Origin of the sequence: Enterobacter cloacae complex sp. P47BA, from assembly GCF_014930485.1 — a bacterium.
Taxonomy (GTDB): domain Bacteria; phylum Pseudomonadota; class Gammaproteobacteria; order Enterobacterales; family Enterobacteriaceae; genus Enterobacter; species Enterobacter bugandensis.
In genome coordinates this window covers 25,612-49,928 of sequence record NZ_JADBRF010000011.1, presented here as the reverse complement: position 1 = coordinate 49,928, position 24,317 = coordinate 25,612, and the positions used below count along the sequence as shown (strand labels likewise).

Annotated in this window: 27 protein-coding genes; 18 read left to right on the top strand and 9 right to left on the bottom strand. The window is 56.1% G+C overall.

The window, feature by feature from the left end; all coding sequences use genetic code 11:
• Window positions 1-31 precede the first annotated feature (31 nt).
• Window positions 32-1,162 carry a 23S rRNA (uracil(747)-C(5))-methyltransferase RlmC gene (rlmC, locus tag IM299_RS12685; protein ID WP_193357588.1) on the top strand — a complete coding sequence of 377 codons (1,131 nt, stop codon included), beginning with the start codon at window positions 32-34 and terminating at the stop codon, window positions 1,160-1,162.
• A gap of 90 nt (window positions 1,163-1,252) precedes the next feature.
• On the opposite strand, the gene IM299_RS12680 is transcribed toward rlmC, so the two are convergent.
• A complete protein-coding gene (locus IM299_RS12680) occupies window positions 1,253-1,702 on the bottom strand; it encodes a hypothetical protein (RefSeq protein WP_048957079.1) in 450 nt (149 codons plus the stop codon).
• A gap of 430 nt (window positions 1,703-2,132) precedes the next feature.
• Here IM299_RS12680 and IM299_RS12675 point away from each other — a divergent pair, with 430 nt between their 5' ends.
• Both IM299_RS12675 and IM299_RS12670 read left to right on the top strand, forming a co-directional pair.
• Entirely contained in the window at window positions 2,133-2,840 is a 708-nt protein-coding gene (locus tag IM299_RS12675; RefSeq protein WP_048957081.1) for a response regulator transcription factor, read from the top strand.
• A complete protein-coding gene (locus tag IM299_RS12670) occupies window positions 2,824-4,293 on the top strand; it encodes an ATP-binding protein (RefSeq protein WP_193357587.1) in 1,470 nt (489 codons plus the stop codon). Before IM299_RS12675 ends, IM299_RS12670 begins: the two co-directional genes overlap by 17 nt.
• 86 nt (window positions 4,294-4,379) lie before the next feature.
• On the opposite strand, the gene artJ is transcribed toward IM299_RS12670, so the two are convergent.
• The 6 genes from artJ to IM299_RS12640 form a co-directional block, all read right to left on the bottom strand.
• Window positions 4,380-5,111 carry an arginine ABC transporter substrate-binding protein ArtJ gene (gene artJ, locus IM299_RS12665; protein WP_010429085.1) on the bottom strand — a complete coding sequence of 244 codons (732 nt, stop codon included), beginning with the start codon at window positions 5,109-5,111 and terminating at the stop codon, window positions 4,380-4,382.
• Between the two features lie 179 nt (window positions 5,112-5,290).
• Window positions 5,291-5,959 carry an arginine ABC transporter permease ArtM gene (gene artM / locus IM299_RS12660; protein WP_010429086.1) on the bottom strand — a complete coding sequence of 223 codons (669 nt, stop codon included), beginning with the start codon at window positions 5,957-5,959 and terminating at the stop codon, window positions 5,291-5,293.
• Complete coding sequence (gene artQ, locus IM299_RS12655; protein ID WP_041910669.1) at window positions 5,959-6,675, bottom strand: arginine ABC transporter permease ArtQ; 717 nt, start codon at window positions 6,673-6,675, stop codon at window positions 5,959-5,961. Before artQ ends, artM begins: the two co-directional genes overlap by 1 nt.
• 6 nt (window positions 6,676-6,681) lie before the next feature.
• Window positions 6,682-7,413, bottom strand: coding sequence for an arginine ABC transporter substrate-binding protein ArtI (artI, locus tag IM299_RS12650; protein ID WP_008500032.1), 732 nt, complete (start codon window positions 7,411-7,413; stop codon window positions 6,682-6,684).
• A gap of 19 nt (window positions 7,414-7,432) precedes the next feature.
• Window positions 7,433-8,161 carry an arginine ABC transporter ATP-binding protein ArtP gene (gene artP, locus IM299_RS12645; protein ID WP_008500030.1) on the bottom strand — a complete coding sequence of 243 codons (729 nt, stop codon included), beginning with the start codon at window positions 8,159-8,161 and terminating at the stop codon, window positions 7,433-7,435.
• A gap of 226 nt (window positions 8,162-8,387) precedes the next feature.
• A complete protein-coding gene (locus IM299_RS12640; protein ID WP_028012515.1) occupies window positions 8,388-8,906 on the bottom strand; it encodes a lipoprotein in 519 nt (172 codons plus the stop codon).
• 97 nt (window positions 8,907-9,003) lie between these two features.
• On the opposite strand from IM299_RS12640, the gene IM299_RS12635 reads away from it, so the two are divergent.
• The 3 genes from IM299_RS12635 to IM299_RS12625 all read left to right on the top strand — a co-directional run bounded on the left by IM299_RS12635 (window position 9,004) and on the right by IM299_RS12625 (window position 11,051).
• A complete protein-coding gene (locus IM299_RS12635; RefSeq protein ID WP_028012516.1) occupies window positions 9,004-9,327 on the top strand; it encodes a heavy metal-binding domain-containing protein in 324 nt (107 codons plus the stop codon).
• Complete coding sequence (locus tag IM299_RS12630) at window positions 9,324-10,154, top strand: N-acetylmuramoyl-L-alanine amidase (RefSeq protein WP_047362768.1); 831 nt, start codon at window positions 9,324-9,326, stop codon at window positions 10,152-10,154. The genes IM299_RS12635 and IM299_RS12630 overlap by 4 nt, the downstream gene beginning before the upstream one ends.
• Window positions 10,155-10,427: 273 nt before the next feature.
• Entirely contained in the window at window positions 10,428-11,051 is a 624-nt protein-coding gene (locus IM299_RS12625) for a helix-turn-helix domain-containing protein (RefSeq protein WP_028012518.1), read from the top strand.
• Here the strand turns inward: IM299_RS12625 and IM299_RS12620 are convergent, their stop codons facing one another.
• Entirely contained in the window at window positions 11,052-11,690 is a 639-nt protein-coding gene (locus tag IM299_RS12620) for a hypothetical protein (protein WP_193357586.1), read from the bottom strand.
• Window positions 11,690-13,255 carry an ExeA family protein gene (locus IM299_RS12615; RefSeq protein WP_193357585.1) on the bottom strand — a complete coding sequence of 522 codons (1,566 nt, stop codon included), beginning with the start codon at window positions 13,253-13,255 and terminating at the stop codon, window positions 11,690-11,692. Before IM299_RS12615 ends, IM299_RS12620 begins: the two co-directional genes overlap by 1 nt.
• A gap of 301 nt (window positions 13,256-13,556) precedes the next feature.
• On the opposite strand from IM299_RS12615, the gene gspC reads away from it, so the two are divergent.
• The 12 genes from gspC to IM299_RS12555 are packed head-to-tail and all read left to right on the top strand — an operon-like array spanning window position 13,557 to window position 24,291.
• Complete coding sequence (gene gspC, locus IM299_RS12610) at window positions 13,557-14,288, top strand: type II secretion system protein GspC (protein WP_041910664.1); 732 nt, start codon at window positions 13,557-13,559, stop codon at window positions 14,286-14,288.
• A 13-nt stretch (window positions 14,289-14,301) separates the two neighbouring features.
• Window positions 14,302-16,236, top strand: coding sequence for a type II secretion system secretin GspD (gene gspD, locus IM299_RS12605; RefSeq protein ID WP_193357584.1), 1,935 nt, complete (start codon window positions 14,302-14,304; stop codon window positions 16,234-16,236).
• Between the two features lie 14 nt (window positions 16,237-16,250).
• Window positions 16,251-17,729, top strand: a complete 1,479-nt coding sequence (gene gspE / locus IM299_RS12600) for a type II secretion system ATPase GspE (RefSeq protein WP_006809432.1) — start codon at window positions 16,251-16,253, stop codon at window positions 17,727-17,729.
• Entirely contained in the window at window positions 17,729-18,937 is a 1,209-nt protein-coding gene (gene gspF, locus IM299_RS12595; protein ID WP_045261802.1) for a type II secretion system inner membrane protein GspF, read from the top strand. Before gspE ends, gspF begins: the two co-directional genes overlap by 1 nt.
• 3 nt (window positions 18,938-18,940) lie before the next feature.
• A complete protein-coding gene (gene gspG, locus IM299_RS12590) occupies window positions 18,941-19,390 on the top strand; it encodes a type II secretion system major pseudopilin GspG (RefSeq protein ID WP_193357583.1) in 450 nt (149 codons plus the stop codon).
• Window positions 19,390-19,875 (top strand): type II secretion system minor pseudopilin GspH, encoded by a 486-nt coding sequence (gene gspH / locus IM299_RS12585; RefSeq protein WP_063154602.1) that lies wholly within the window; start codon window positions 19,390-19,392, stop codon window positions 19,873-19,875. The genes gspG and gspH overlap by 1 nt, the downstream gene beginning before the upstream one ends.
• Window positions 19,868-20,245, top strand: a complete 378-nt coding sequence (gene gspI / locus IM299_RS12580) for a type II secretion system minor pseudopilin GspI (protein WP_193357582.1) — start codon at window positions 19,868-19,870, stop codon at window positions 20,243-20,245. The genes gspH and gspI overlap by 8 nt, the downstream gene beginning before the upstream one ends.
• The gene (gene gspJ, locus IM299_RS12575; protein ID WP_193357581.1) at window positions 20,242-20,859 is read left to right on the top strand and encodes a type II secretion system minor pseudopilin GspJ; all 618 of its coding nucleotides are present in this window, start codon (window positions 20,242-20,244) and stop codon (window positions 20,857-20,859) included. Before gspI ends, gspJ begins: the two co-directional genes overlap by 4 nt.
• Window positions 20,856-21,866: a type II secretion system minor pseudopilin GspK gene (gene gspK / locus IM299_RS12570; protein ID WP_193357580.1), complete on the top strand. Its 1,011-nt coding sequence runs from the start codon at window positions 20,856-20,858 to the stop codon at window positions 21,864-21,866. Before gspJ ends, gspK begins: the two co-directional genes overlap by 4 nt.
• A gap of 15 nt (window positions 21,867-21,881) precedes the next feature.
• Entirely contained in the window at window positions 21,882-23,015 is a 1,134-nt protein-coding gene (gene gspL / locus IM299_RS12565) for a type II secretion system protein GspL (RefSeq protein ID WP_193357579.1), read from the top strand.
• The gene (gspM, locus tag IM299_RS12560) at window positions 23,012-23,497 is read left to right on the top strand and encodes a type II secretion system protein GspM (protein ID WP_193357578.1); all 486 of its coding nucleotides are present in this window, start codon (window positions 23,012-23,014) and stop codon (window positions 23,495-23,497) included. Before gspL ends, gspM begins: the two co-directional genes overlap by 4 nt.
• Window positions 23,494-24,291, top strand: coding sequence for an A24 family peptidase (locus IM299_RS12555; RefSeq protein ID WP_047362778.1), 798 nt, complete (start codon window positions 23,494-23,496; stop codon window positions 24,289-24,291). The genes gspM and IM299_RS12555 overlap by 4 nt, the downstream gene beginning before the upstream one ends.
• The last annotated feature ends 26 nt before the right edge of the window (window positions 24,292-24,317 follow it).

Below are 24,317 nucleotides of genomic sequence, written 5' to 3'. Positions count from 1 at the left end.
TCGCAGCCCTCGTTTTCCTTAAGGTTTTCATATGCAGTGCGCACTCTATGACGCCGGACGCTGCCGCTCCTGTCAGTGGATAGAACAGCCGGTTTCTCAACAACTCACCGCCAAAATGGCCGACCTGCAACAGCTGCTGGCAGCGCACGCGGTGGGCGAGTGGTGCGCACCCGTCAGCGGCCCGGAGCAGGGCTTTCGCAACAAAGCCAAAATGGTGGTCAGCGGCAGCGTTGAAAAACCGCTGCTGGGGATGCTGCACCGCGACGGCACGCCGGAAGACTTAACCGACTGCCCGCTCTATCCCGCCTCGTTTGAGCCGGTCTTTGCCGCACTGAAACCGTTTATCGCTCGCGCGGGGTTAACGCCTTACAACGTTGCCCGCAGGCGCGGCGAGCTGAAGTACCTTCTCCTGACGGAAAGCCAGATCGACGGCGGGATGATGCTGCGCTTCGTGCTGCGCTCGGAAGCCAAGCTGGAGCAGCTGCGCGCGGCGCTGCCGTGGCTGCAGGAACAGCTTCCTCAGTTAAAGGTGATTACCGCAAACATTCAGCCGGTGCATATGGCGATCATGGAAGGGGAGAAAGAGGTTTTCTTCACCGACCAGCACGCGCTGGCGGAGAGCTTCAACGACGTGCCGCTGTGGATCCGCCCGCAAAGCTTCTTCCAGACCAACCCGACCGTGGCAAGCAGCCTGTACGCCACCGCCCGCGACTGGGTGCGCGCGTTAAACATCCATCATATGTGGGACCTGTTCTGCGGCGTGGGCGGTTTTGGCCTGCACTGCGCCACGCCGGAGATGCAGCTCACCGGCATTGAGATCTCCGCCGAAGCGATTGCCTGCGCAAAGCAGTCCGCCGCCGAGTTGGGGTTAACCAATCTGCACTTTCAGGCGCTGGACTCCACGCAGTTCGCGACCGGGCAGGGCAACGTGCCGGAGCTGGTGCTGGTTAATCCGCCGCGTCGTGGGATTGGCAAATCCCTGTGCGACTACCTGAGCCAGATGGCGCCGGAATACATCGTCTATTCAAGCTGTAACGCACAGACCATGGCGAAAGACATCGCTCAACTGCCGGGCTATCGCATTGCACGCGTGCAGCTTTTCGATATGTTCCCGCATACCGCGCATTATGAAGTGCTGACGTTGTTGGTGAAAACGCGCTAATCCTAAACATCGCCCGGTGGCGCTGCGCTTACCGGGCCTACAATCTGGAGTAGGCCGGGTAAGGCGTAGCCGCCACCCGGCTTTGTTTGCTCAGCCCAGTAATGCGACTCCCGCCTCTGTATTTAGCCAGCGTGGCGCTTTCAGCTGGTCGGCAAAATAGCCTGTCAGCTCAAAGAGCAGATCACCCATCACGCGGGCTGACTCCGGCGCAAGTACTCCCCCAATTAAGAGTTGCGTAATCTCCTCACAGTAACGGCACAATTGATCAGGCTCTGCGTTGAACGCGGGTTCGCTTTCCGGGAAAACATCCACCGTTAATCGTTCATACAAATGCTCCGGCACAGGCTCCAGCAGCATCGGGCGGAGCAAGGCAAGACAGGCGGCGAGGCGGCTACAGAGCGCGATTTTTCTGGCAGGGTCGGTTTCTTCAACCAGCGCTTCGCAGTAGCGCTGGCAGTTGTCGGCCAGATCGGTGAAATCGGTATTGTGATGAACAGGAAGTGTGAGAAGTGTGTCTGAAAAAGACGAGACAATAGACATATAAACATCCTCAGTATGTTGGTTTGTCACCGCCACTGAAAATGCCAATTTTCTTTGGTGGCGGAGTCGGACGAGGTTGGCATAACCGGACATACTGAGAACCGGCGCGCTTTTCAGCGCCCTCGTCCGACTCACCATTGAAGTGTAACCGGACGCACAGCGTAAAAAAAGTATCACGCCGTCAGTATGTTATGCAGGATGCCAATCCCGGCACCAGATTTTGCTGGTGTGAGATGAACATACGCCTGTAAAACCTTAATAAAAAGAGGGGTAGCAAGGATAAGTTAAATCCTGCGAGGCTGCTTCAGAAAATACAGAGGGGACCGGTTTGTATGGTTGGTTTGCCTTCAAATGTTCAACAAAATGTGAACTCTTCATCCCGGCGAAATCAGGTAAGCTTACGTCATAAGACATGAATACAGGCTTACCCATGAAGCAGATCCTGCTGGTGGAAGACGACCACGATATCGCGGCGCTTCTGCGACTCAATTTAGAAGACGAAGGCTACGCCATCACCCACGAGCCCGACGGGGGCAACGCCTTACAGCGTCTTGAAGCCCAGACCTGGGATGCGGTGATCCTCGACCTGATGCTGCCCAACGTTGACGGTCTGGAGATTTGCCGCCGCATCCGCCAGATGACCCGCTACCTGCCGGTGATCATCATCAGCGCCCGCAGCAGCGAAACCGACCGCATCACCGGGCTGGAAACCGGCGCCGATGATTATCTGGCAAAACCCTTTTCAGTGCAGGAACTGATTGCCCGCATCAAAGCGCTGTTCCGCCGCCAGCAGGCGATGGGGCAGGCGCAGGCTGACGGGCAAATCCAGGCCCATGGCCTGACGATCGATCCTCTGGCGCGCAGCGTGCTGCTTCACGGCCAGGTGGTGGATCTCACCCCGCGCGAATTCGAACTGCTGTACTTCTTCGCCCGCCATCCTGGCGAGGTGTTTTCCCGTCTGGCACTGCTGGAGCAGGTGTGGGGCTATCAGCACGAGGGCTATGAGCACACCGTCAACACCCATATCAACCGCCTGCGCATCAAGATTGAGAAGGACGCCGCCGAGCCGGAGATAATTCGCACCGTCTGGGGCAAGGGCTATAAATTTGCGGAGCCAAACCATGATGCGCCGCTTTAGCCTGAGCCAGCGCCTGACGCTGCTGTTTGTCCTGCTGATGATGCTCTGCGCTACCGTCGCCTGCGCGGTACAGCTCTACAGCAGTATGCAGTACGGCAACGCGATGGTGCAGCGGTTGTCAGGCGGCCTGGCGCAGCAGATCGTCCAGCGGGAACCGATTCTGGACGCGCAGGGCAGAGTTGACCGCACCGCGCTGAAGCCGCTGTTCGACCGGCTGATGACCTTCAACCCGAGCGTTGAACTGTACGTTATCTCGCCGGACGGCGAAATCCTGGCCGATGCCGCACCGCCGGGCCATATTCAGCGGCAAAAAATCGACCTGGCACCGATTCAGACCTTCCTGAGCGGTACCGCCATACCGGTACTGGGCGACGACCCGCGCAGTCAAAATAAAAAAGTGTTCAGCGCCACGCCGCTGCGGCAGGACGGCGAGCTTAAGGGCTATCTGTACATCATTTTGCAGGGCGAGGAGTCGAACGCGCTGGCGGAAATGGCCTGGCATAAGGCGCTCTGGAGCACGGTGCTCTGGTCATTGCTGTGGGTCGCGCTGTTTGGCCTGCTGGCGGGACTGCTGGTCTGGTACTGGGTGACGCGTCCGGTTAAGCGCCTGACGGAAGAGGTCACCGGCCTGGAGCAGGACAGCATTAGCGCAATCAGGCTGCTCGCAGCACAGCCGCCGGATGCCGCGGCCAATGACGAAGTGGCGCTCCTGCGCAACAGTTTCATCGAGCTGGCGCGGAAAATTACCCGCCAGTGGGACCAGCTGGCCGACAGCGATCGCCAGCGCCGGGAGTTTATCGCCAACATTTCGCACGATCTTCGCACGCCGCTGACCTCGCTGCTGGGCTATCTTGAAACCCTGTCGCTCAAATCCGCCACCCTGACGCCGCAGGAGCACCAGCAGTATCTCGCCACCGCGCTGCGTCAGGGACAAAAGGTACGACATCTTTCCCAGCAGCTTTTCGAGCTGGCGCGCCTTGAGCACGGCGGCATTAAGCCGCAGCGCGAGCGTTTCGCGATGGGAGAGCTGATTTCCGACGTGGCGCAGAAGTTTGAGCTCACCGCCCGCACGCGCGAGGTGAATCTGCATATTGACGTGCCGGGACCGCTGCCGCTGGTGTTTGCCGATGTGTCGATGATCGAGCGCGTGGTGACCAACCTGCTCGATAACGCAATGCGCCATACGCCGACCGGCGGGGAAATTCGTCTGGCGGTCTGGCAGGAGAATGAACAGCTTCAGGTCGAAGTGGCAGACAGCGGAACGGGCGTCGATGCCGCGCTGCGAGACGATCTGTTCCAGCGGCCGTCGGCATTGACGACCCAGGCGTCGCGTGAGGATCGCGGTGGATTAGGGCTGCTGATTGTTAATCGAATGCTGGAACTGCACGGCGGCGGGATCAGGCTGATGGAGTCGGCGAGCGGGGCGCGGTTCAGGTTCTTTGTGCCGTTGTGAGAGAGTGCCGGGTGGCGCTGCGCTTACCCGGCCTGGAACTCCCCCCGTAGGCCGGGTAAGGCGCAGCCGTCACCCGGCAAAAACCATTACTGCGGGAACCACTGGTCGCTGATTTTCTGATACGTACCGTCGGCTTTAATCGCTTTCAGTGCACCGTTCAGTTTTTCCAGCAGGGCTTTATTATCCGGACGTACCGCGATGCCCAGACCCGTGCCGAAGTACTGTGGATCGGTCACCTTCTCGGTTGCGGTCCCCAGCTGCGGATTGGTTTTCAGCCATTCGTTCACCACCGCGGTATCGCCGAACACACCGTCGATGCGGCCGTTTTTCAGGTCGATAATCGCATTCTGGTAACTGTCATAGGCCACGGTTTTCACTTCAGGATGTTTGTCCTGCAGGTATTTCTGGTGCGTGGTGCCGTTTTCCATCCCGATGCGTTTGCCTTTCAGCTGGTCGAATGAGGTGTACGCGCCTTTCTTCGCAATCACCACCGCAGAGTTCGCGTAGTACGGGTCGGTGAAGGAGACCTGCTTGCTGCGCTCTGGCGTGATGTCCATCCCGGAGATCACCGCGTCGTATTTCTTGAATTTCAGCGACGGGATCAGGCTGTCGAAGGCATGGTTGGTAAAGGTGCAGTCGGCCTGCATTTGTTTGCACAGCGCTTTCGCCAGATCGATGTCAAAACCGACGATCTGGTTGCTGGCATCCAGCGATTCAAACGGCGGATAGGTGGCGGAAACGCCGAAATTGATTTTGTCTGCGGCGGATGCGCCAGCGGCGAAGGTTGCCAGTAATGCGGCCAGAACTAACTTTTTCATTGTAATGCTCCCGTCTGTCTATCTTGTCATTATGCGCCGTGTCTGCGGCATGGATGTACAATGCCAGTTAATGAATTTATATGCAATAAATATGATTAAATATTATATCTCACACAAAAAAAAGCGGATAACCCATCAGGTTACCCGCCTTTGATATACAGATTTATGCATTTTCCAGGTTAATTTCTGCGCTCAAAAGCCAGCGCTTTACGCTCGATCAGGCGCATCATCAGCGTCAACAGACCGTTGACCACCAGATACACCAGCCCCGCCGCACCAAACACCATGACGTCGTAGGTGCGTCCGTACAGCAGCTGTCCGTGGCCCATCACTTCCATCAGCGTGATGGTGTAGGCCAGAGAAGTACTCTTGAACACCAGCACCACTTCGTTGGAATAGGAAGAGAGCGCGCGCTTGAAGGCGTACGGCAGCAGGATCGCCAGCGTGTCTTTCTTGCTCATGCCCAGCGCCCCGCATGACTGCCATTGTCCTTCCGGGATGGCGCGGATCGCCCCGTAGAACAGTTGGGTAGTATAGGCCGCACTGTTTAGTGAGAGCGCAATCAAGGCACACAGCCACGGCTCAGAGAGCAGATGCCAGATAACCGGATACTCCTGCAGCGACGGGAACTGGCCCGGGCCATAGTAAATCAGGAAGATCTGCACCAGCAGCGGCGTGCCGGTAAACAGGGTGATATAGGCACGCACGATCCACACCAGCACCGGCGTTTTCAGCGTCAGGATGATGGTGAAGATCAGCGCCAGGATCAGCGCCACGACGATGGACGCCACGGTCAGCGTCAGGCTGGTGTGCAGCCCCTTCATCAGCTCGGGTAAGTAGTCAAGCATCAGCCCGGTCTCCGTTCAAAACGCGTTGCACGCAGGTCGATGCGCTTGAGGATGTACTGACTCAGCAACGTGATCACCAGGTAGATCGCCGCCGCCACGATGTACCAGGTAAACGGCTCCTGGGTACGGGTGGCGATACTTTTGGTCTGCAGCATTAAATCGTTCACGCTGATGAGGCTCACCAACGCGGTATCTTTCAGCAACACCAGCCACTGGTTACCCAGTCCCGGAAGAGCATGACGCCACATCTGCGGCATCACCAGACGGAAGAAGATCGCTGCTTTCGACATGCCCAGCGCCTGACCGGATTCCCACTGCCCCTGCGGTACCGCTTTCAGCGCACCGCGCAGGGTTTGCGACGCGTACGCGGAGTAGAGCAGGGAGAGGGCAATCACGCCGCACAGGAACGGGCTGACGTCAAAGTTGTCAATCTGCATCTGCACCGGGATCTGCGCAAAGCCAAGATTGAGGGTGAAGCCGTCCGACAGCGTGAGCAGCAGCTGTGAGGAGCCGAAATAGATGAACAGGACCACCAGAATTTCCGGTAGCCCACGCAGTACGGTGACCAGCGCGGAGCCCGCCCAGGCGACGGGGAACCATTTTGCTGATTCCCACACCGCAAAGAACATCGCCAGCACCAGGCCGATAATCAGTGCGCAAACGGCAAGGCCGACGGTCATCCCGGCGGCGCTTGCTAAAGGAAAAATTTCATTCATCAGGAATTACTTCTGGAACCATTTTTTGTAGATGGTTTCGTAGGTGCCGTCTTTCTTCACTTTTTCCAGCGCAGCGTTGAATTTCTGCTGCAGCTCGGTGTTGCCCTGACGAACGGCAATCCCCAGACCGGTACCGAAGTAATCTTTATCGGTCACTTTGTCGCCCACTGGCGCCAGTTTGTCGTTGGCTTTCAGCCACTCGGTCACGACAGCGGTATCACCAAATACGCCGTCGATACGGCCATTCTGCAGATCCAGCTTCGCGTTCTGGTAGCTGTCGTACGGAACGGTGGTGATTTCCGGATGTTTATCCATGATGAACTTCTGGTGCGTGGTGCCGTTCTGCACGCCGACTTTCTTACCTTTCAGCTGATCGACAGAGGTGAATTTACCTTTCTGACCAATAAACAGGGCGGAGTTGTCATAGTAAGGGGTGGTGAACAGCACCTGCTTTTCGCGCTCAGGAGTGATGTCCATACCGGCCATGACGGCGTCAATACGGCGGAACTTCAGGCTTGGGATCAGGCTGTCGAACGCCTGATTGCTGAAGGTACAGGTTGCGTCGATCTCTTTACACAGGGCGTTTGCCAGGTCTACGTCGAAGCCAACAATTTTGTTGTTCGCATCAATGGATTCAAACGGAGGGTAAGAGGCTTCCGTGGCGAAACGAATAGTCTGAGCTGCGGTAGCGGAAAGGGTAACGCCAGCAAGCAGCACGGCAAGTAATACTTTTTTCATTATATTTCCCCTGACACAATCAATGAGATAAATAGTTTTTGAAGGCATCGGTTTGCGGGTTCGCGAAGCAGCTCGCGTCACCTTGCTCAACGATATACCCGTTTTCCATGTAGACCACACGGCTGGCGGTTTTACGCGCCACTTCCACTTCGTGGGTAACAATGACCTGCGTAATATTGGTTTCCGCCAGCTCGCGAATGATGCTGACGATCTGGGCGGTGATTTCCGGGTCCAGCGCCGCGGTCGGCTCATCAAACAGCAGTACCGCGGGCTCCATCATCAGCGCGCGGGCAATCGCCACGCGCTGCTGCTGACCCCCAGAGAGGTGCAGCGGATAGCGGTCGCTGTAGGGCTTAAGGCGCAGACGCTCCAGCAGCTTTTCAGCACGCGCGATGGCCTGATCTTTGCTTAACCCCAGCACGCGGCACGGGGCTTCAATCAGGTTTTGCAGCACCGTCAGGTGCGGCCAGAGATTGTATTGCTGGAAGACCATGCCGACGTTTTGACGCAGTTCGCGTATAGCTTTATCTGACGGGGTTTTCGCGAAATCAAAATGGTTACCGGCGATAGCCAGCGTACCGGAACGGGGCATTTCAAGCAGATTAAGGACGCGCAGAAGGGAGCTTTTGCCTGCACCGCTTGGGCCAAGTAAAACCAGCGTTTCGCCTTCAGGGCAGTTCAGCGTGATGTCAAACAGCGCCTGGTGTGCGCCGTAGAAGCAGTTAATGCCGTTTAGTTTAATACTCATCGGGGCAGTCTTTACTCATCCAGGCAATCTATAGCAATTGAGGCCGCAGATAGTACCGTTGACAGAATAGTTATGCAATATTTCTGCGTTAAAAGTTAAATATAACCCGCATTTCCTCTTAAACATAGCACAAAATAGCGAACGGCAAGGTCGGCGAGTATAAATGTCGGCATTCCGCGTGAAATGCCGGACATTTTACGGGGGTAACATTTTTATCACTAGTGATCTAGCGGTTCTCAATCGACTGGCGCAGCGTGCCGGCCGGGGCATGAACGCTGCCGCCGATATAGCGCACATCGTCCACCGCCCAGCACTGGCCTTCACGGATCATCAGCACTTCGTCCTGCCAGGTTTGGGTTCCCTGGGTCAGCTTCACGCGCAGCGGAATGTTCCGCGCATCGGTGTTCGGGATGGTTGACGCGCTGGCCACCTCGGCGCTGTCCGGCAGCGTGGTGCGGCTGGAGAACGGATCGGATTTCAGCAGGGCGTTATGCTGCGGATCGCGAGTGGCATCGTTGAGCAGTTTTGCAAGATTATCGCTCAGGTACGGGCGCAGGGCGGTGAGATCATTTCCGCGATGCTGAATGCGGTAATCATAGAACTGTTGCGCCACGGTATCCGGGCCGCCGTCTATGCAGGGGCCGCTGCGGGTACCGATATCCTTAAAGGCTGGCGTGACCGTGGTAGTACAGGCGCTGAGCACCAGCGCGCAGGGCACTAAAAGTGTTAAAGCAGAGTAGCGCATGTTGATTTCCTTATTTATTAACTATCCTTTCAATCATAGCGTAACGAACCGATAATGCTGTTGCTAACGCATTGAACGCTAAAGAAGGAGAGAAAGTATGCAGTTTTCAACAACGCCAACCCTGGAAGGACAGACCATTACCGAGTATTGCGGCGTGGTCACCGGCGAAGCGATTCTGGGCGCGAACATTTTCCGGGATTTCTTTGCCGGGATTCGTGACATCGTCGGTGGACGCTCTGGCGCGTACGAAAAAGAGCTGCGTAAAGCGCGCGAAATTGCGTTTAAGGAGCTGGGCGAGCAGGCCAAAGCGCTGGGTGCAGATGCCGTTGTAGGAATCGATATTGATTATGAAACCGTCGGCAAAGATTCGAGCATGCTGATGGTGAGCGTAAGCGGCACGGCGGTGAAAACCCGTCGATGAAGCGCTCGCTTTCAACGCTCCTGCTGGCGATGTTGCTGGCAGGATGCGTCCAGGAAAAAGGCATTGTTGATAAAGGTGCCTACGAGCTGGATACCCGCCATCAGGCGCAGGCGGCCTACCCGCGCATAAAGGTGCTGGTGATCCACTACACCGCCGACGACTTCGACACCTCGCTGGCCACGCTGACGGACAAAAACGTCAGCTCCCACTATCTCATCCCCGCAAAACCGCCGACGCCGGACGGGAAGCCGCGCATCTGGCAGCTGGTGCCGGAGAGCGAGCTGGCCTGGCATGCGGGCATCAGCTTCTGGCGCGGCACCAACCGCATCAACGACACGTCTGTCGGCATTGAGCTGGAGAACCGCGGCTGGCAGAAGCGCGACGGTGTGAAAGTTTTCGCCCCGTTTGAGCCCGCGCAAATCGCGGCGCTTATCCCGCTGGCGAAAGACATTATCGCCCGGTACGACATTAAACCGCAGAATGTGGTGGCGCATGCTGATATCGCGCCCCAGCGTAAGGACGATCCCGGCCCGCTGTTTCCCTGGCAGGCGCTGGCGAAGCAGGGGATTGGGGCCTGGCCCGATGCCGGGCGCGTGAACTTCTATATCAATGGTCGTCCGCGCTATCAGGAGGTAGATCGTGCAGCCCTGCTCGATCTGCTGATGCGCTATGGCTATGAGGTGCCGGACAACGCCACGGATCAGCAGCAGCAACGCGTTATCACCGCCTTCCAGATGCACTATCGCCCGCAGGTATGGAACGGCGTCGCGGATGTGGAAACGATGGCCATTGCAGAAGCCCTTTTAGAGAAATACGGGCAAGGGTAAACCTTCGGTTTGCGCCCGAATGCGCGTTTTCCCCTTATTTGTGCTTGAGATTAATCTTAAGTACAAACTCAATTCATTTTTAGTAAATTGACTTAAAATTATCCGGATTTAAGATAGACACATAGCTTGCTAAGTAAATCAAAAAAATATTGCTGGCGGCAGGCATTCTTATTTTCTCCTTGAGCCTTTCAACAGGAAAAGATTGTTGGTTTTTCGGTTTTAATACCGCGGCCATGCTATGTCTAATAAATCTAATCTTAAATGGGTATAACAATGTTAAGCATTTACGGTAAAAAATTACGTCCACAACCTGAAATGGAAGCCATTATTTCTGCCACTGAAGGTTTTGAAGAGAAAACCTTAAAGAAATGGCAGAAAATTTCCACGGCTGACTCTCAGTATATTCATATTATCGTCAGCGGCGAAGTCGAATTCCGTCGTGAATCAGACGAACTCTGCATGTTTACCGTCACCGGACAGTGCGTGTTTGGCCTGTCCGCTATTTTCTATCAGTCAGCCCATATGTACGGCCTGGTCCGCGCAAATACCGTGGTACGCAGCATCAAAAAAGAGGCCTTCGCGCAGCTTATGACCGAGAAAAATCTGTGGCCTGAATTGACCAAAGTGCTCTCCTGGTACATCTGCCTGCTGAGCAAACGCGATGATGTTCTGGTCGCCCGTAGCGCCTATTCTGTGGTCCGCGAATTCCTCTACGAAATTAATGAGCTGATTGTTCACCAACAGCGCGATATTAATATCTATGACTATATTCAGGAATATACCAATCTGGCCCGCAGTACCATTATTAAAATCCTCTCCGACCTGAAAAAAGGTCAATATATTGTGGTGGAGAAAGGTCGTCTGCTTAACCTCACTACGCTGCCTGAAAAATATTAACTACTCCAGCCGGTCTCCTTTTTTACTCAAAGGAGACTGGACGTTATCGTTATGCAACAAACTGCTTTGTGATTGATCCTGCGTTTCGTCAACCGGCGGCGCGGGAATTTTGCCTTGAGAATAATCCTGCTCTTGTTCTTTTAACGCCTGCTTAAACAATTCGGCTAACGAAGCATCTTCACTACCCGACGACGCGGTGGCGTTTTTGTGCGCCTCGGTTCCCGGCAGGGTATCACGCGACGTATCGTGCCCGACATCCTGCGGCACGGTGCTGTCAGGGGCCTGCTGCCAGTCAGCATCATCGGTGCTTATCGGCAGATCCTGCATGGGCGGCATCTCTTCCCGTACCGGCGCCGGTTTAGGATGCGGATGCGGGAACGGTTTACTCACGTACACATAATGCATATCGGAAAGCTGCGTTTCCGGTTTAGCGACGCTCGCTTTTACCGGTTCAGGGGCCGGGTGGCGCAAATTCCAGTAAATATGCGCGTACAGCCCTGCCATGACCAGGGCGCACAAACCCAATACCCATAAAAAGGTATGATCGCAAATTTTTCTCAGGCTGGGGAGGCGGTACGAAAACCAGACCGCCTCTCCGGTGGTGTAGCTGCGCTGAGCCGCAAGACAGATGGTAGACATTAGGAATGCTTCTCCTGCGTGTTGGCGTCCGGTGTGGCATGCGTGGCCTGAATCAACACGCTCGGCGTGGTATGGGTTTCACGCATTAACTGCATCAGCGTATCTTCCCCTGGAATGCCATCCACATGCAGATGCATTTTTTGCTGGAACTCGCGGGTGCGTTTCATCATCTCAGCCGTCCAGGTCTGAGCATGGGTTTCAGGCTGGCCAAGAGCCAGACTCAGCGCCTGATCCAGCCAGCCCATGTCTTTCGCATCGCTGGCGGCGCTGATGGCATCTTTGCCTTCCGGCGTCAGGCGATGCAGCTGGGTAAAGTTACCGGTGGCATGCTGGTTAAACCAGCTGCGGCTCACCTGCCAGGTGCGGTTATTCATCAGCAGATCCATCGAGTCATCGCCTACGCGGGCGACAACAGCGTAGTTAAGATGGTTACCGGTTTTGAGTTCACTGACCCACGGATAACCCTCCTGTGCCAGCGTATCCGGTGACGCGTTGCCCTGTTTACACATCAGATTGACCTTCCCGGCGTTCTGACACAGCGCATCATCCGCGGAGGCGTCATACCCCCACATCAGGTACAGCTGGTGCATCGCATCCGGCTGATTAACCACTTCATTGTCGATAACCGGCACGACAGGCGCGTCGGCTTTTGGCTTCTGCTGTTTCCAGCTCGCCGGTACGGGAAGCTGAATCGGCAGTTTTGCATTGATTGAGGCGGTTAAATACCATCCGCAGGCGGCGAACAGAACCGAGGCGAACAATCCCACGGTCGCCAGGCGCTTACCGTGTTTTTTTGCCGGGAGGATCTCGCCTGCCGCCAGGCGTAAATGACGCGGGCTGACCTGCGCGGCACGTTCGGTCCAGGCCGCGAGCATTGACAGGTGCGCCAGTTCATTCAGTTTGCTGATGTTGCCTTTGGTCAGCGCGTGCATCTTGCGCACGCGCGCCGGGGTTAGCGGCGAATTCTCGCACCCGTGTTCTTCACACTGCGCCTGCACATAGCTGAGAAATTCCCGGCAGGTCAGGGGACGCAATGTATGACGGGTATGGGCATATTCGCAAAGTTCAGATGGGTGTAAGAGGGCGGCTTCCTGCTCCGCGCTGCCCATCAGCACGATGGACAGACGGAACTCCAGCTCCTGAGCACGCGTAAGCAACATTCCCAGCACCTCACGGCAGGTCTCCTTCATCGCTTCCGCGTGACGGATGACCAGGGTTTTGCTGCGGTTTTTTCCGCCCTGCCACTGATGCAGCACGGCATCCACCGCCTGAATGCGGCTCTTGCTCTCTTTCGTTCCTGGGTTGAGCTTGTACAGCAGGCTACTGGCACTCAGCTTAGAAAACGCGTTGATGGCAATGGCGCCAGGAAGGCTGGCCTTCAGCGCATCGCTGAAGTGGCCCAGCAGCGGTGCGTCGTTGCAAAAGAGCCCGATAATTCCCGCCACCTGGCTTTTCTCTTTCAGCAGGTTGAATACGTCCTGATGATAAGGCACCAGAAAATCGCCGGAGAAACCCATGATTGTTCTGAATGGCGGTTGTTTAAATTTAAAGTGGCTCTGATACATAACGACTTACCGTCTCTGATTAGGAATAGCAACAGGACGAGAAAGTAAAGCAACGCCACAGGGTGGTCAATTTGCGCACAGGGTAAAAATATCCAGTTGCAATGACCTAACATCCCGATTTTATTTGGTCAATAGTTTTTTTTATTAAAGTTAATGGCGAAGTCGATGGTCGTATTTACGGCAGTTAATTACTCTTTTTCACACATATTGGCGCAGCCCGACGCTGCTTATTTCCGCTTTGCTAAAGGCCAGATGAAAAATGAGGTTCTCATTTCTGTCACGGTGGATAACGCCTTGTATTATGTTTGTGCTGTTAATTTTTTGCGGCCAGCAAGGCTATCTGACGTTTAAAGATTATAAAAAAGTTACGAATAAGTTGGCTAAGTCTGATGAACAGCCGCTGAAAAATCGTCGTGAAGAAAAGACATTTACTCTGTTCACGGCTGCGGTGCGTCAGGATAACTTACCGGCTGCCGCGAAAGCCCCGCTGGCAGCGGAAATTGAAGGAATTGTCAGCAGTGACGATGCCTGGCTCTCCTTTGCGGTGATTAAAACCCCGGCAGGCCAGCGCAGCTATCGTGAAGGCGAGCCGCTGACCGGTTTTAACGATGCTTTTATTCAGGAAATTAACAAAGACAATGTGGTGGTTAATTACGAAGGTGCTACGCAGGTACTGGCGTTAAATAAGCCTGACTATTTTAAGGGCGGCGTTGATAGCGGCCCGGTAACCAAATCGACGAAAGATGCAGGCGCGGAAAGCGTGCATCTGGATGATTATCTGGTGTTAAAACCGGTAATCGAAAAAGGCCAACTGGAAGGCTACAACATCAATCCAAGGAATGCCTCAGCGTTCTTCAGCCATTCCGGGCTGGAAAAAGGCGACGTGGCTGTGAAAGTCAACTCTGTCGATATGACCGATGAAGCAAAGGCAAAAAGTATTATTGCCAACTGGTCGAAAATGAAAGAAGCGGAGGTCGTCGTCAGACGTCACGCTCACCTTGAAAATATTCGGGTTAATGTTCTAAACAATTAACAAGTGTACAGACATGAAGAAATTTCCTTGGGCGTGCGTGGCGCTGACCGCATTGTCGTTATATTCCAGTTCGCTGCTTGCAGCCAACTTTAGCGCGAGCTTTAAAAATACCGATATCCGCGAGTTTATCGATACGGTAGGCCGCAATCTTAACAAAACGATTCTCGTCGACCCGTCCGTTCAGGGCACGGTGTCGGTCAGAACCTATAACGTGCTGACGGAAGATGAGTATTACCAGTTCTTCCTGAGCGTGCTGGACCTGTACGGTCTGTCGGTGATCCCGATGGACAACGGCATGGTCAAAGTGGTGCGCTCAAGCGTAGCCCGCACCGCCGGGGCCCCGCTGGCAGACAGCAAAAATCCGGGCAAAGGCGATGAGATCATCACCCGCGTCGTGCGCATGGAAAACGTGCCGGTGCGTGAGCTGGCGCCGCTGCTGCGCCAGCTGAACGATGCCACCGGTATCGGTAACGTGGTGCATTTTGAGCCGTCGAACGTCCTGCTGTTAACCGGGAAAGCCTCGGTGGTGAACCGCCTGGTGGATCTGGTGCAGCGCGTCGACAGAGACGGCATTCAGCGTCGCGAAATCGTGCCGCTGCGCTTTGCGTCCGCCAAAGAGCTCTCCGACATGTTGAACAACCTCAACAACGAAGAGCAGAAGGGGCAGAACGCGCCGCAGCTCGCCACCAAGGTGGTAGCGGATGACGAGACCAACAGCCTGGTGATCAGCGGTTCGGAAGATGCGCGCATGCGCACCCGTTCCCTGATCCATCAGCTGGATCGCGAGCAGAACAACGAGGGGAATACCCGCGTCTTCTACCTCAAATACGCCAGCGCCACCAAAGTGGTTCCGGTGCTGACCGGTATTGGCGAGCAGCTGAAAGACAAGGCGGGTGCGCCGAAATCGAAAACCGCCACGGCGGCCAGCGATCTGAATATTAGCGCCGACGAGTCAACGAACTCGCTGGTGATCACCGCGCAGCCTAACGTGATGAACTCCCTGGAGAAGGTGATCGACAAGCTCGACATCCGCCGTCCGCAGGTGCTGGTGGAAGCGATCATTGCTGAAGTGCAGGACGGTAACGGCCTGGATCTCGGGGTGCAGTGGACCGGCAAGCACGGCGGCGTGCAGTTCGGCTCCACCGGCCTGCCAATCAGCCAGATTAAGAACGGCACCATGAAAGGGGCGAGCTTCACCGGCCTGGCGACCGGTTTCTTCAACGGCGACTTCGGCGCCCTGATGACCGCGCTCTCCACCGACGGTAAAAACGACATTCTCTCCACGCCGAGCGTAGTCACGCTGGATAACAAAGAAGCGTCGTTTAACGTGGGCCAGGACGTGCCGGTCCTTGCCGGTTCGCAGACCACCAGCGGCGACAACGTCTTTAACTCCGTTGAGCGTAAGACCGTCGGTACCAAGCTGAAAATTGTGCCGCAGATTAACGACGGTGACATGATCCACCTGAAGATTGAGCAGGAAGTCTCCAGCGTTGACAACAGCGCGACGGAAGACGCCAGCCTCGGCCCGACCTTCAACACTCGCACCATTAATAACGAAGTGATGGTCCACAGTGGCCAGACGGTGGTGCTCGGCGGCCTGATGGAAAACGTCACCAAGCAGTCGGTTTCCAAAGTGCCGCTGCTCGGCGATATCCCGCTGGTGGGCCAGCTGTTCCGCTACACCTCGCAGGACACGTCGAAACGCAACCTGATGGTGTTTATCCATACCACCGTCCTGCGTGACGACGACAACTACAGCGCCGCGTCGAAAGAGAAATATGACCAGATCCGCGTTCGCCAGATGCAGCGCGTGGAGGAGAAAAAGCTCGGCATTATTGAGCCAGCGGATAACGCCATTCTGCCCGCGTTTCCGTCTGCCGACACTAAGACGGCCACCCATGCCGCACCGGTGAAAACCAGCGCGACACGCAATCCGTTTAAAGAGTAAGGCGGAGGGGCAACGTGGACGAACTGAGTAAAACACTGTGTAGCAGCAGCTACGCAAAAGATAACGGCGTTTTATTTTATAACAATGACGTCTATATCCGTGATGACACCCCGGCATTTGCACTGCTGGAAGTGCGCCGGGTGCTGGGACGCGCGTTCGTCCCGGTCACCCTCACGCCGGAAGCGTTTGACGAGATGCTGGCCAAAATCTGGCAGCAGAGCAGCGGCGTCTCGCAGCAGCTGGTGGACGATATGGACGCCGATATCGACCTGATGGCGTTAACCGAGGAGATCCCGGATAACGAAGATCTGCTCGATAACGACGAAAACTCGCCGGTGATCCGCCTGATCAACGCCATTCTCGGCGAGGCGGTGAAGGACGGCGCGTCGGATATTCATATCGAAACCTTTGAGCGCACGCTGAGCATTCGCTTCCGCGTTGACGGCGTGCTGCGCCCGGTGCTGCAGCCTGCGCGCAAGCTCGCGCCGCTGCTGGTATCGCGCATCAAGGTCATGTCAAAACTCGACATCGCCGAGAAGCGCCTGCCGCAGGATGGCCGTATCTCCCTGCGCATTGGTCGCAAGGCGATCGACGTGCGCGTCTCGACCATTCCGTCCCAGTACGGCGAGCGCGTGGTGATGCGTCTGCTCGATAAAAGCAATCTTAAGCCTGACATCAACAAGCTGGGCCTGATTGATGAAGAGCTGGAGAAGCTGAAAGGGCTGATTGACCGCCCGCACGGCATTATCCTGGTCACCGGGCCGACAGGCTCCGGTAAAAGTACCACCCTGTACGCCATTCTTTCGGCGCTGAACGGTCACGAACGCAACATTCTGACCGTAGAAGACCCGATTGAATACGAGCTGGAAGGGGTGGGACAGACGCAGGTTAACCCGCGCGTGGACATGACCTTTGCCCGCGGGCTGCGCGCCATTCTGCGTCAGGACCCGGACGTGGTGATGATCGGGGAAATTCGTGACGGTGAGACCGCGCAAATTGCGGTGCAGGCGTCGCTTACCGGTCACCTGGTCATGTCTACGCTGCACACCAACAGCGCCGCAGGGGCGATAACCCGCCTGCGGGATATGGGGCTGGAATCCTTTTTAATCGGTTCATCGTTGCTCGGTGTCATTGCCCAGCGTCTGGTGCGTCGGCTGTGTACGCACTGCCGGACCACCAGTCCGCTGGATGCCAATGAAAAAGCGCTGTTCAGCTTTATGGACGCGCCGCCAAAAGCAATCTACCGCGCGGTGGGCTGTGAACACTGCCGCCAGAGCGGCTATCAGGGCCGGGCCGGTATTCATGAGTTCCTGGTGGTGGACAGCACCATGCGCCGCGCCATTCATGAAGATAAGGACGAAATGTCTATCGAGACGCAGCTCTTTAAGCAGGCTTACAGCCTGCGTGAAAACGGGCTGCTGAAGGTGATTAGCGGCGTGACCTCGCTGGAAGAGGTGATGCGCGTCACCGCCGAGCGCGGGGGGGATGCGTAATGGCCTTCTACGCCTGGACGGCAACGGACGGCGCGGGGAAAACCCAGCGCGGCACGCTGCAGGCCGAGGGGCAAAAGCAGGTTCGCCAGTGGCTTCGCGAGCAAAAGCTGATGCCCGTCAGCATCAACGAAACCCGCGAAGCGGCGGCGTCCGGTAAAGCGAAAACCGGCGCAAAGCTCTCCACGCCGGTGCTGTCGATGTTTACCCGCCAGCTTTCGACGCTGGTCAACGCCGCGCTGCCGCTGGAAAGCGCCCTGAAGGCTATCTCGAAGCAGACGGAGGACAAAAAGCTAGCGGCGATGGTGGTGGAGATCCGCGAGAAAGTAGTGGAAGGCCACACGCTGTTCGACGCGTTTAGCCAGTTCCCGCGCACCTTCGACAAGCTCTACTGCACCCTGGTGATGGCCGGCGAAAAAACCGGCCACCTGGGCGACGTGCTGGAGAAGCTGGCGGAGTACAACGAGCAGCGCCAGAAGATGAAAAGCAAGCTGACGCAGGCGATGGTCTACCCGATTACCCTGACCGTGGTCGCCATCGCGGTCATCAGCATTTTGCTGGTGGCGGTGGTGCCGCAGGTGATCGAGCAGTTCACCCACATGAAGCAGCAACTGCCGATCACCACCCGCACGCTGATTGCGGTGAGTGATTTTCTGCAGGCGTACGGGATCTACATCGTAGGGATCCTCGGCGGCGGGTTTGTCGGCTTTAAGACCTGGCTGAGAAACGCCAAAAACCGTTTTCGCTGGCACAGCTGGCTGGTGAACGGATCGCCGATCAAAAAGCTGGTATGCGCCATCAACAGCGCCCGCTACATCCGTACCCTGAGCATTTTGCAGGCCAGCAGCGTGCCGCTGCTGGAGGGGATGTATATCGCGATGGACGGTATCGAAAACCTCTATGCCCGGCAGGTGCTGGAGCAGGCGGCGGACACCGTGCGCCAGGGGGCATCACTCTATGCCGCGCTGGAACAGGCGAAATTATTCCCGCCAACCATGCTGTATATGATTGCCTCCGGCGAAGAGAGCGGGGAATTAGGGAATTTAATGGACCGCGCGGCGGAAAACCAGGAATCGGCATTGCAGCATCGAATTACATTAACGCTGTCGGTATTTGAACCGGCGCTGGTGGTATCCATGGCGACGATTGTTTTATTCATCGTGCTGTCAATATTACAACCGCTTCTGCAACTTAATAATATGGTAGGTTAAATCATGGCTTTAAAACATAAAAACCTGGCGCGTCAGGCGGGTTTCACCTTGCTCGAATTAATGGTGGTCATTGTTATTCTCGGCGTACTGGCGAGCATGGTGGTGCCAAACTTAATGGGCAATAAAGAAAAAGCAGATACGCAAAAAGCAACCAGCGATATTGTCGCGCTCGAAGGTTCGCTGGATATGTATAAGCTGGATAACCACCGCTACCCGACAACCGAGCAGGGTTTACAGGCGCTGGTAACCAAGCCTGAAATCGCGCCAATCCCGAACGGCTACCGTGCTGATGGCTATATCCGTCGCCTGCCGCAGGACCCGTGGGGCGGAGATTATATTCTGGTTAGCCCGGGCGAACACGGCGCGGTCGACGTCTTCTCCGCCGGTCCGGACGGTGAAGCCAATACCGCCGATGATATTACGAACTGGTCTCTGGATAAGAAAGAGAAATAATGAATAAACAACGCGGCTTTACGTTGCTGGAAATTATTCTGGCGCTGGTGATATTTGCCAGCTGCGCCATGATGGTGGTGTCAACCATACCCTCACGCAGCGGTGCGGATATATTTGGCCAGCAATTAAAAGCCCTCGTTGATTATGGTTCAGACCGTGCGGTGATGGACGGAAATATCGTCGGGCTGGTCATCACGACGGATAATTATCAGCTGGTGACGCTCGAGGATAAAAACGGCGAACATCGCTGGGTGCCATTATCCGCCGGGCGTATTACCACCAAAGGCGATTTCCCGGAAGAGATGCACGTTTCGCTCTCGCCCCAGCGCCTTGCCGCCACGGTAAGCGCCGATCCGCAGGTGCTCTTTTTACCGGACGGCGAAATCAGCCGCTTCACGCTGACGCTGCAAAGCTATGACAAACAGCACCATTTCCGCGTGGTGTCGCAAGGCGCTGCGCCTGTATCGGTAGAGAACGATGGCTAACGGCAAAAAGCAAAAGGGGATGACGCTGCTGGAGGTGATGGTCGCGCTGGTGATCTTCTCCACCGCCGCGCTGGCGCTGATGAATTCGGTCTCCCTGAACGTGCGTTTCACTCACGGCCTGGCCGACACGCTGCAGGCCAGCTGGGTGGCGGAAAATCAGCTGGCGGAAGCGCAGCTCACGAAAACCGACTTCCCGGACGCCGAGACGCAGGGGACGGAAATCATGGGCGGGCGCAGCTGGAACTGGCGCAAGCAGCGGGTGAAAACCACCGACAACGGCTGGGCGAACGCCATTCGCGTCTACGCGGAAGGGGACGACAGCCAGCCGGTTATCGCTTTGCAAATCGTTCCGCCGGGAGAGAGCAAGTGAAAAAAACGCGACGCCAGCGCGGGTTTACCCTGCTGGAGATCATGATTGCCCTGACCATTTTCGCGGTGATCAGCACCCTGGCCTGGCAAATTCTGGACGGCGCAATGCGCACCAGTTCGGCAACCGACGCCAGCGCCGCGAAGCTCAATCAGCTGCAGCGGGCCTGGAATCTGATGGAGCGCGATTTCTACCAGCTGCAGGCGCGCGCCCCGCGTAACGAGCCGGATCTGTTTCGTCAGGTAGATGATGCGCTTGAGCTGACCACGCTGAATGGCGTGAGCGGAACGATCCAGCTGGAGCGTGTGCGCTGGTGCCTGGAAGAGGGGCGTCTGTATCGCGACGTCTGGCCGGTGATTGATGGCCCGGTGGACGCGAAGCCCGATGAAGTGCCGATTGTCAGTGAGGTGAAATCGCTGCAGTGGCGTTTTTACCGTCAGGGCTGGCAGAAAAGCTGGAGCGACCCGGCGCATCTGCCGGACGGCGTGGAGCTGACGCTGACCATGGAAAACGGCGATATATGGCGCTGGGTCTTTACGACCCCGGGCGACCTGCCTGAGGCGGCTGCGCCAGAGACCGCGCCTGCGCCGCTGCCGGCACCGGAAGCAAAATCATGAGTGCATTACGTAAACAGAAAGGGGTAGCGCTGCTGGTGGTGCTGATCCTGCTGGTCATGATGTCGGCGCTGGCCGCCAAAATTAGCCAGCAGTTCTGTCGCAATCTGCAGAAAACCCATTATCAGGTCAGCCAGCAGCAGTTGCGCTGGGCGATGCAGGCGCAGGAGAAGGTGGTGAAGGACCGCCTGCAGACCGACGCCACCGGTGAAAACAAGGCTCTGAACCTGGACGGCGACTGGCACCAGCCGCTGGAGACGCGGGGCGAAGATTACACGGTGGTCAGCCAGGTGGAAGACGAGCAGGACTGCTTTAACGTCAATAACCTGCTGGCCGCAGAGAAAATACCACAGGGGCAAAACGCGCCCGCCGTGCCGGAAAAACCGCGCAACGAGCAGATTGTCGAACAGATCCTGACGGAAAGCGGCATCAGCCACACTACGGCAGAAGAGGTGTATCAACAGCTGGTGGACTATCTCGATGGCGACGCGACGACGGCCAAAGACGGTGCAGAGAGCGATGCCTGGGCGGGCGTCTTGCCCGCCCGACAGCCCGCGAACCAGATGATGCGCACCATTGCGGAGATCAAACAGCTGCCCGCGTTCCCGGTAGCGGCATACCCGAAGGTGAGCAAGCTGCTCTGCGCGCTGCCGGACTCTGCCAGCAAGGTGGATGTGAACACCCTGAAACCGGAACAGGCCGCCTTACTGGCCGCGCTGTTCCCCGGAAAATTAACGGAAGATGATGCCGTTCGCCTGATTGATTCGCGTCCAGAAACCGGCTGGGAAAATATGGAAACCTTCAGCAAAGCGCTGGAGCAGACCTTCCCGCAGTTGAAAGACGATCTCCCACAGGTGGCTGAGCTTCTCTCCATCAGCAGCCGGTATTTCCGCGTGAACTATACCGGCAATACCGATGAATTAACGCTTCGCGTGGTTAGCCAGCTTCAGGTCAATAACGAGGCCGGTGAGATCGTGACGTGGCAACGTCGTTACCGAATGATTGAATAAGAAAAGTAGATCGCTATGAAACAGGTACTTTTTGTTCGTCCCGATAACCGCGAGGGCGGGAAAATAATGGGGTGTGTCTCCGGCAGCCAGCAGGTAGAAACGCTGGAGAGCCTCGACGCGCTGGCGGAGCATCCGCTGGCTGACCGGGTTTGTCTGTTGCTGCCCGCCAGCAGCATGATCTTCCGCCATTTTACGCTGCCGAAGAAAGTCGCCTCGCTGGCGACGGCGTTCTCGTGGATGGCCGAGGAGACGCTGATTGGCGAGGTGGATAATCTTCACTGGACGGTGCTTCACAAAAAGGGTGCCGAAGTCGATGCGGTGGCGATTGATGCCGAACTGCTGCGCGGATGGTTAAACCGCTGTCAGGAGGCGGGGTTAAAAGTGATCCAGGTGCTGCCGGATGCCTGGCTGCTGCCCGTGACGGCTGGCGGAAGTACTCTTGTCGCTCAGGACGACGGCTACTGGCTACGTTTATCACCGCATGTTGCCAGCGAAATGGAAGCGAGCCTGCTGCCGCTTCTGATGCAGAAGGCCGGAGAGGGGGAGGTGTGCTGTTACGGCGAAGCGCCTGCTGGTGTGGACGTCGACATCGCCCAGCCCTGGCAGCATCCGCTGGTGCTGATCCAGCCGCAGTGGCAGGCCTGTCGCGTGAATCTGCTTCACGGTGAATTCAGCCTTAAGGCCGGTAACGGGCGTGGCGCGAAAAGCATGAAAGCCGCAGTGGCGATTGCGGGCCTGCTGTCCGTTGGCCTGCTGCTGGGGCCGCGCATTGCAATGGCCTGGATGCTGGTGCAGCAGGAAAACCAGATACAGGAGGAGATCCTCCAGGTGTATAAGCACCATTTCCCCAGCATGCGGCACCAGACCAATATCAAATATCACTTTGGTCAGAACGTCAAAAAACAGAGTAAGGGGATCTTCCTTCAGCTGGACGAGCTGGCGGCCGCCCGGCAATCAGTGCCTGCGATGGAAATCGATCTGCTGGAATACGATGCGCAACAAAACACGCTGACGCTGAGCGTCAGCGCGCAAAACCAGCCCGCGTTGCAGGCGTTTGTTAACCAGACCCGTGAGAATTTCGATTTTACCTTACAGCCTGTTTCAACCACCGAACCCTATACCGCCATGATCGCAGGGAAACATAAATGAAAGAGCGAATCGCGCAGCTGAAATCACGCTACCAGAACTACAGCGCCCGGGAGAAAGTTATTTTAAAACTCTGCATCGTTGCCCTGCTTGGGGCTGCGGTGTATTACGCAGGAGTCATCCCTTTGGATAATATGATTCAAAATAGTAAATCGACGCTTAAAAGACAAAAAGAGACGCTTAACTGGATGCGCAATGAAATTGATAAAAATCATCTTCAGGTTCAGTTAGTCAAAACGGATAATCCACGCACGGTGGTCGAGAAAAGCGCCCATGAAATTAACCTGTCGCTGGCGGACGTGCGCCAGGAGGGACAAACTTTATCGTTTGTGGTTAATCGGGTAAATGTTTATGAATTAAAAAACTGGCTGCGCGAAATTAATCAAACCTCCGGCGTCAGATTGCAAAAAATAAACCTCACGCCGGTTGATCATCTCAGCGATGTAAAAGCGCAGGTGCAGCTCACCTGGGCAAAAAACGCATGAATACCTTCTCGCTGATCCGGGAGGCCTGCCCGGTTAGTTTTCCGATAATGAGTGCGATCCTGGGCGGGATTATGGGCAGTTTTCTTGGCGTTGTTGCCGAGCGCCTGCCTGGGATTGTGATGGATGAAGAGGGAAGCGGCAATCTGCTCTTTCCTGCCTCACACTGTCCGGTGTGCCAGCACACGCTTGCTGCATGGGAAAATATCCCCCTGGTCAGCTGGCTGTTATTACGGGGACGCTGCCACCAGTGCGGCACGACCATCCCGCTGCGGTTATTTTTAATCGAATTTTTCTCGGCGCTGTTTTTTGGCGTTACGGCCTGGTGCATGCCGGACGTTCAGGGTTTGTTTTCGCTGTGGTTACTCGCGCTGTTTTTACTGCCTCTGGCGATGATCGACTGGCAGCATCAGCTTCTCCCGGACTGCCTGACCCAGCCGCTGTTGTGGGCAGGTCTCTTACTCCATGCATTTGACCACAGATTGCCGTTGCAGGACGCGCTGTTCGGTGCGGTAGCGGGCTATCTTTCGCTCTGGCTGCTCTACTGGGCCTTTCGCCTGCTGACCGGGCGGGAAGGACTGGGCTACGGCGATTTTAAGCTGCTGGCGGCCTTAGGCGCCTGGTGCGGCTGGCAGGCGCTGCCTTCAATTGAACTTGCCGCAGCGTTGAGCGGTATCGCGGGCTATTTCGCGTTAAATAATTTAAATAAAAATAACCTCACTATTTCTTTCGGACCCTATCTGTCATTTGCTGGAATAGTCGTGTTTATTGGACAGCAGTTTGCTTTCATATTTTAAATATACAGGTCAAGTTTTTTTATAAG

Excerpts from the sequence above, each read along its gene's own strand:
- IM299_RS12615 (WP_193357585.1), bottom strand. The coding sequence starts at position 13,255 with ATGTATCAGAGCCACTTTAAATTTAAACAACCGCCATTCAGAACAATC.
- gspG (WP_193357583.1), top strand. The coding sequence starts at position 18,941 with ATGGCTTTAAAACATAAAAACCTGGCGCGTCAGGCGGGTTTCACCTTG.
- IM299_RS12640 (WP_028012515.1), bottom strand. The coding sequence starts at position 8,906 with ATGCGCTACTCTGCTTTAACACTTTTAGTGCCCTGCGCGCTGGTGCTC.
- IM299_RS12555 (WP_047362778.1), top strand. The coding sequence starts at position 23,494 with ATGAATACCTTCTCGCTGATCCGGGAGGCCTGCCCGGTTAGTTTTCCG.
- IM299_RS12680 (WP_048957079.1), bottom strand. The coding sequence starts at position 1,702 with ATGTCTATTGTCTCGTCTTTTTCAGACACACTTCTCACACTTCCTGTT.
- gspL (WP_193357579.1), top strand. The coding sequence starts at position 21,882 with ATGAAACAGGTACTTTTTGTTCGTCCCGATAACCGCGAGGGCGGGAAA.
- gspK (WP_193357580.1), top strand. The coding sequence starts at position 20,856 with ATGAGTGCATTACGTAAACAGAAAGGGGTAGCGCTGCTGGTGGTGCTG.
- IM299_RS12620 (WP_193357586.1), bottom strand. The coding sequence starts at position 11,690 with ATGTCTACCATCTGTCTTGCGGCTCAGCGCAGCTACACCACCGGAGAG.
- IM299_RS12630 (WP_047362768.1), top strand. The coding sequence starts at position 9,324 with ATGAAGCGCTCGCTTTCAACGCTCCTGCTGGCGATGTTGCTGGCAGGA.
- gspI (WP_193357582.1), top strand. The coding sequence starts at position 19,868 with ATGGCTAACGGCAAAAAGCAAAAGGGGATGACGCTGCTGGAGGTGATG.
- gspH (WP_063154602.1), top strand. The coding sequence starts at position 19,390 with ATGAATAAACAACGCGGCTTTACGTTGCTGGAAATTATTCTGGCGCTG.
- gspC (WP_041910664.1), top strand. The coding sequence starts at position 13,557 with ATGTTTGTGCTGTTAATTTTTTGCGGCCAGCAAGGCTATCTGACGTTT.
- gspD (WP_193357584.1), top strand. The coding sequence starts at position 14,302 with ATGAAGAAATTTCCTTGGGCGTGCGTGGCGCTGACCGCATTGTCGTTA.
- artI (WP_008500032.1), bottom strand. The coding sequence starts at position 7,413 with ATGAAAAAAGTATTACTTGCCGTGCTGCTTGCTGGCGTTACCCTTTCC.
- artP (WP_008500030.1), bottom strand. The coding sequence starts at position 8,161 with ATGAGTATTAAACTAAACGGCATTAACTGCTTCTACGGCGCACACCAG.
- artM (WP_010429086.1), bottom strand. The coding sequence starts at position 5,959 with ATGCTTGACTACTTACCCGAGCTGATGAAGGGGCTGCACACCAGCCTG.
- rlmC (WP_193357588.1), top strand. The coding sequence starts at position 32 with ATGCAGTGCGCACTCTATGACGCCGGACGCTGCCGCTCCTGTCAGTGG.
- IM299_RS12670 (WP_193357587.1), top strand. The coding sequence starts at position 2,824 with ATGATGCGCCGCTTTAGCCTGAGCCAGCGCCTGACGCTGCTGTTTGTC.
- artJ (WP_010429085.1), bottom strand. The coding sequence starts at position 5,111 with ATGAAAAAGTTAGTTCTGGCCGCATTACTGGCAACCTTCGCCGCTGGC.
- IM299_RS12635 (WP_028012516.1), top strand. The coding sequence starts at position 9,004 with ATGCAGTTTTCAACAACGCCAACCCTGGAAGGACAGACCATTACCGAG.
- gspF (WP_045261802.1), top strand. The coding sequence starts at position 17,729 with ATGGCCTTCTACGCCTGGACGGCAACGGACGGCGCGGGGAAAACCCAG.
- gspM (WP_193357578.1), top strand. The coding sequence starts at position 23,012 with ATGAAAGAGCGAATCGCGCAGCTGAAATCACGCTACCAGAACTACAGC.
- IM299_RS12675 (WP_048957081.1), top strand. The coding sequence starts at position 2,133 with ATGAAGCAGATCCTGCTGGTGGAAGACGACCACGATATCGCGGCGCTT.
- IM299_RS12625 (WP_028012518.1), top strand. The coding sequence starts at position 10,428 with ATGTTAAGCATTTACGGTAAAAAATTACGTCCACAACCTGAAATGGAA.
- artQ (WP_041910669.1), bottom strand. The coding sequence starts at position 6,675 with ATGAATGAAATTTTTCCTTTAGCAAGCGCCGCCGGGATGACCGTCGGC.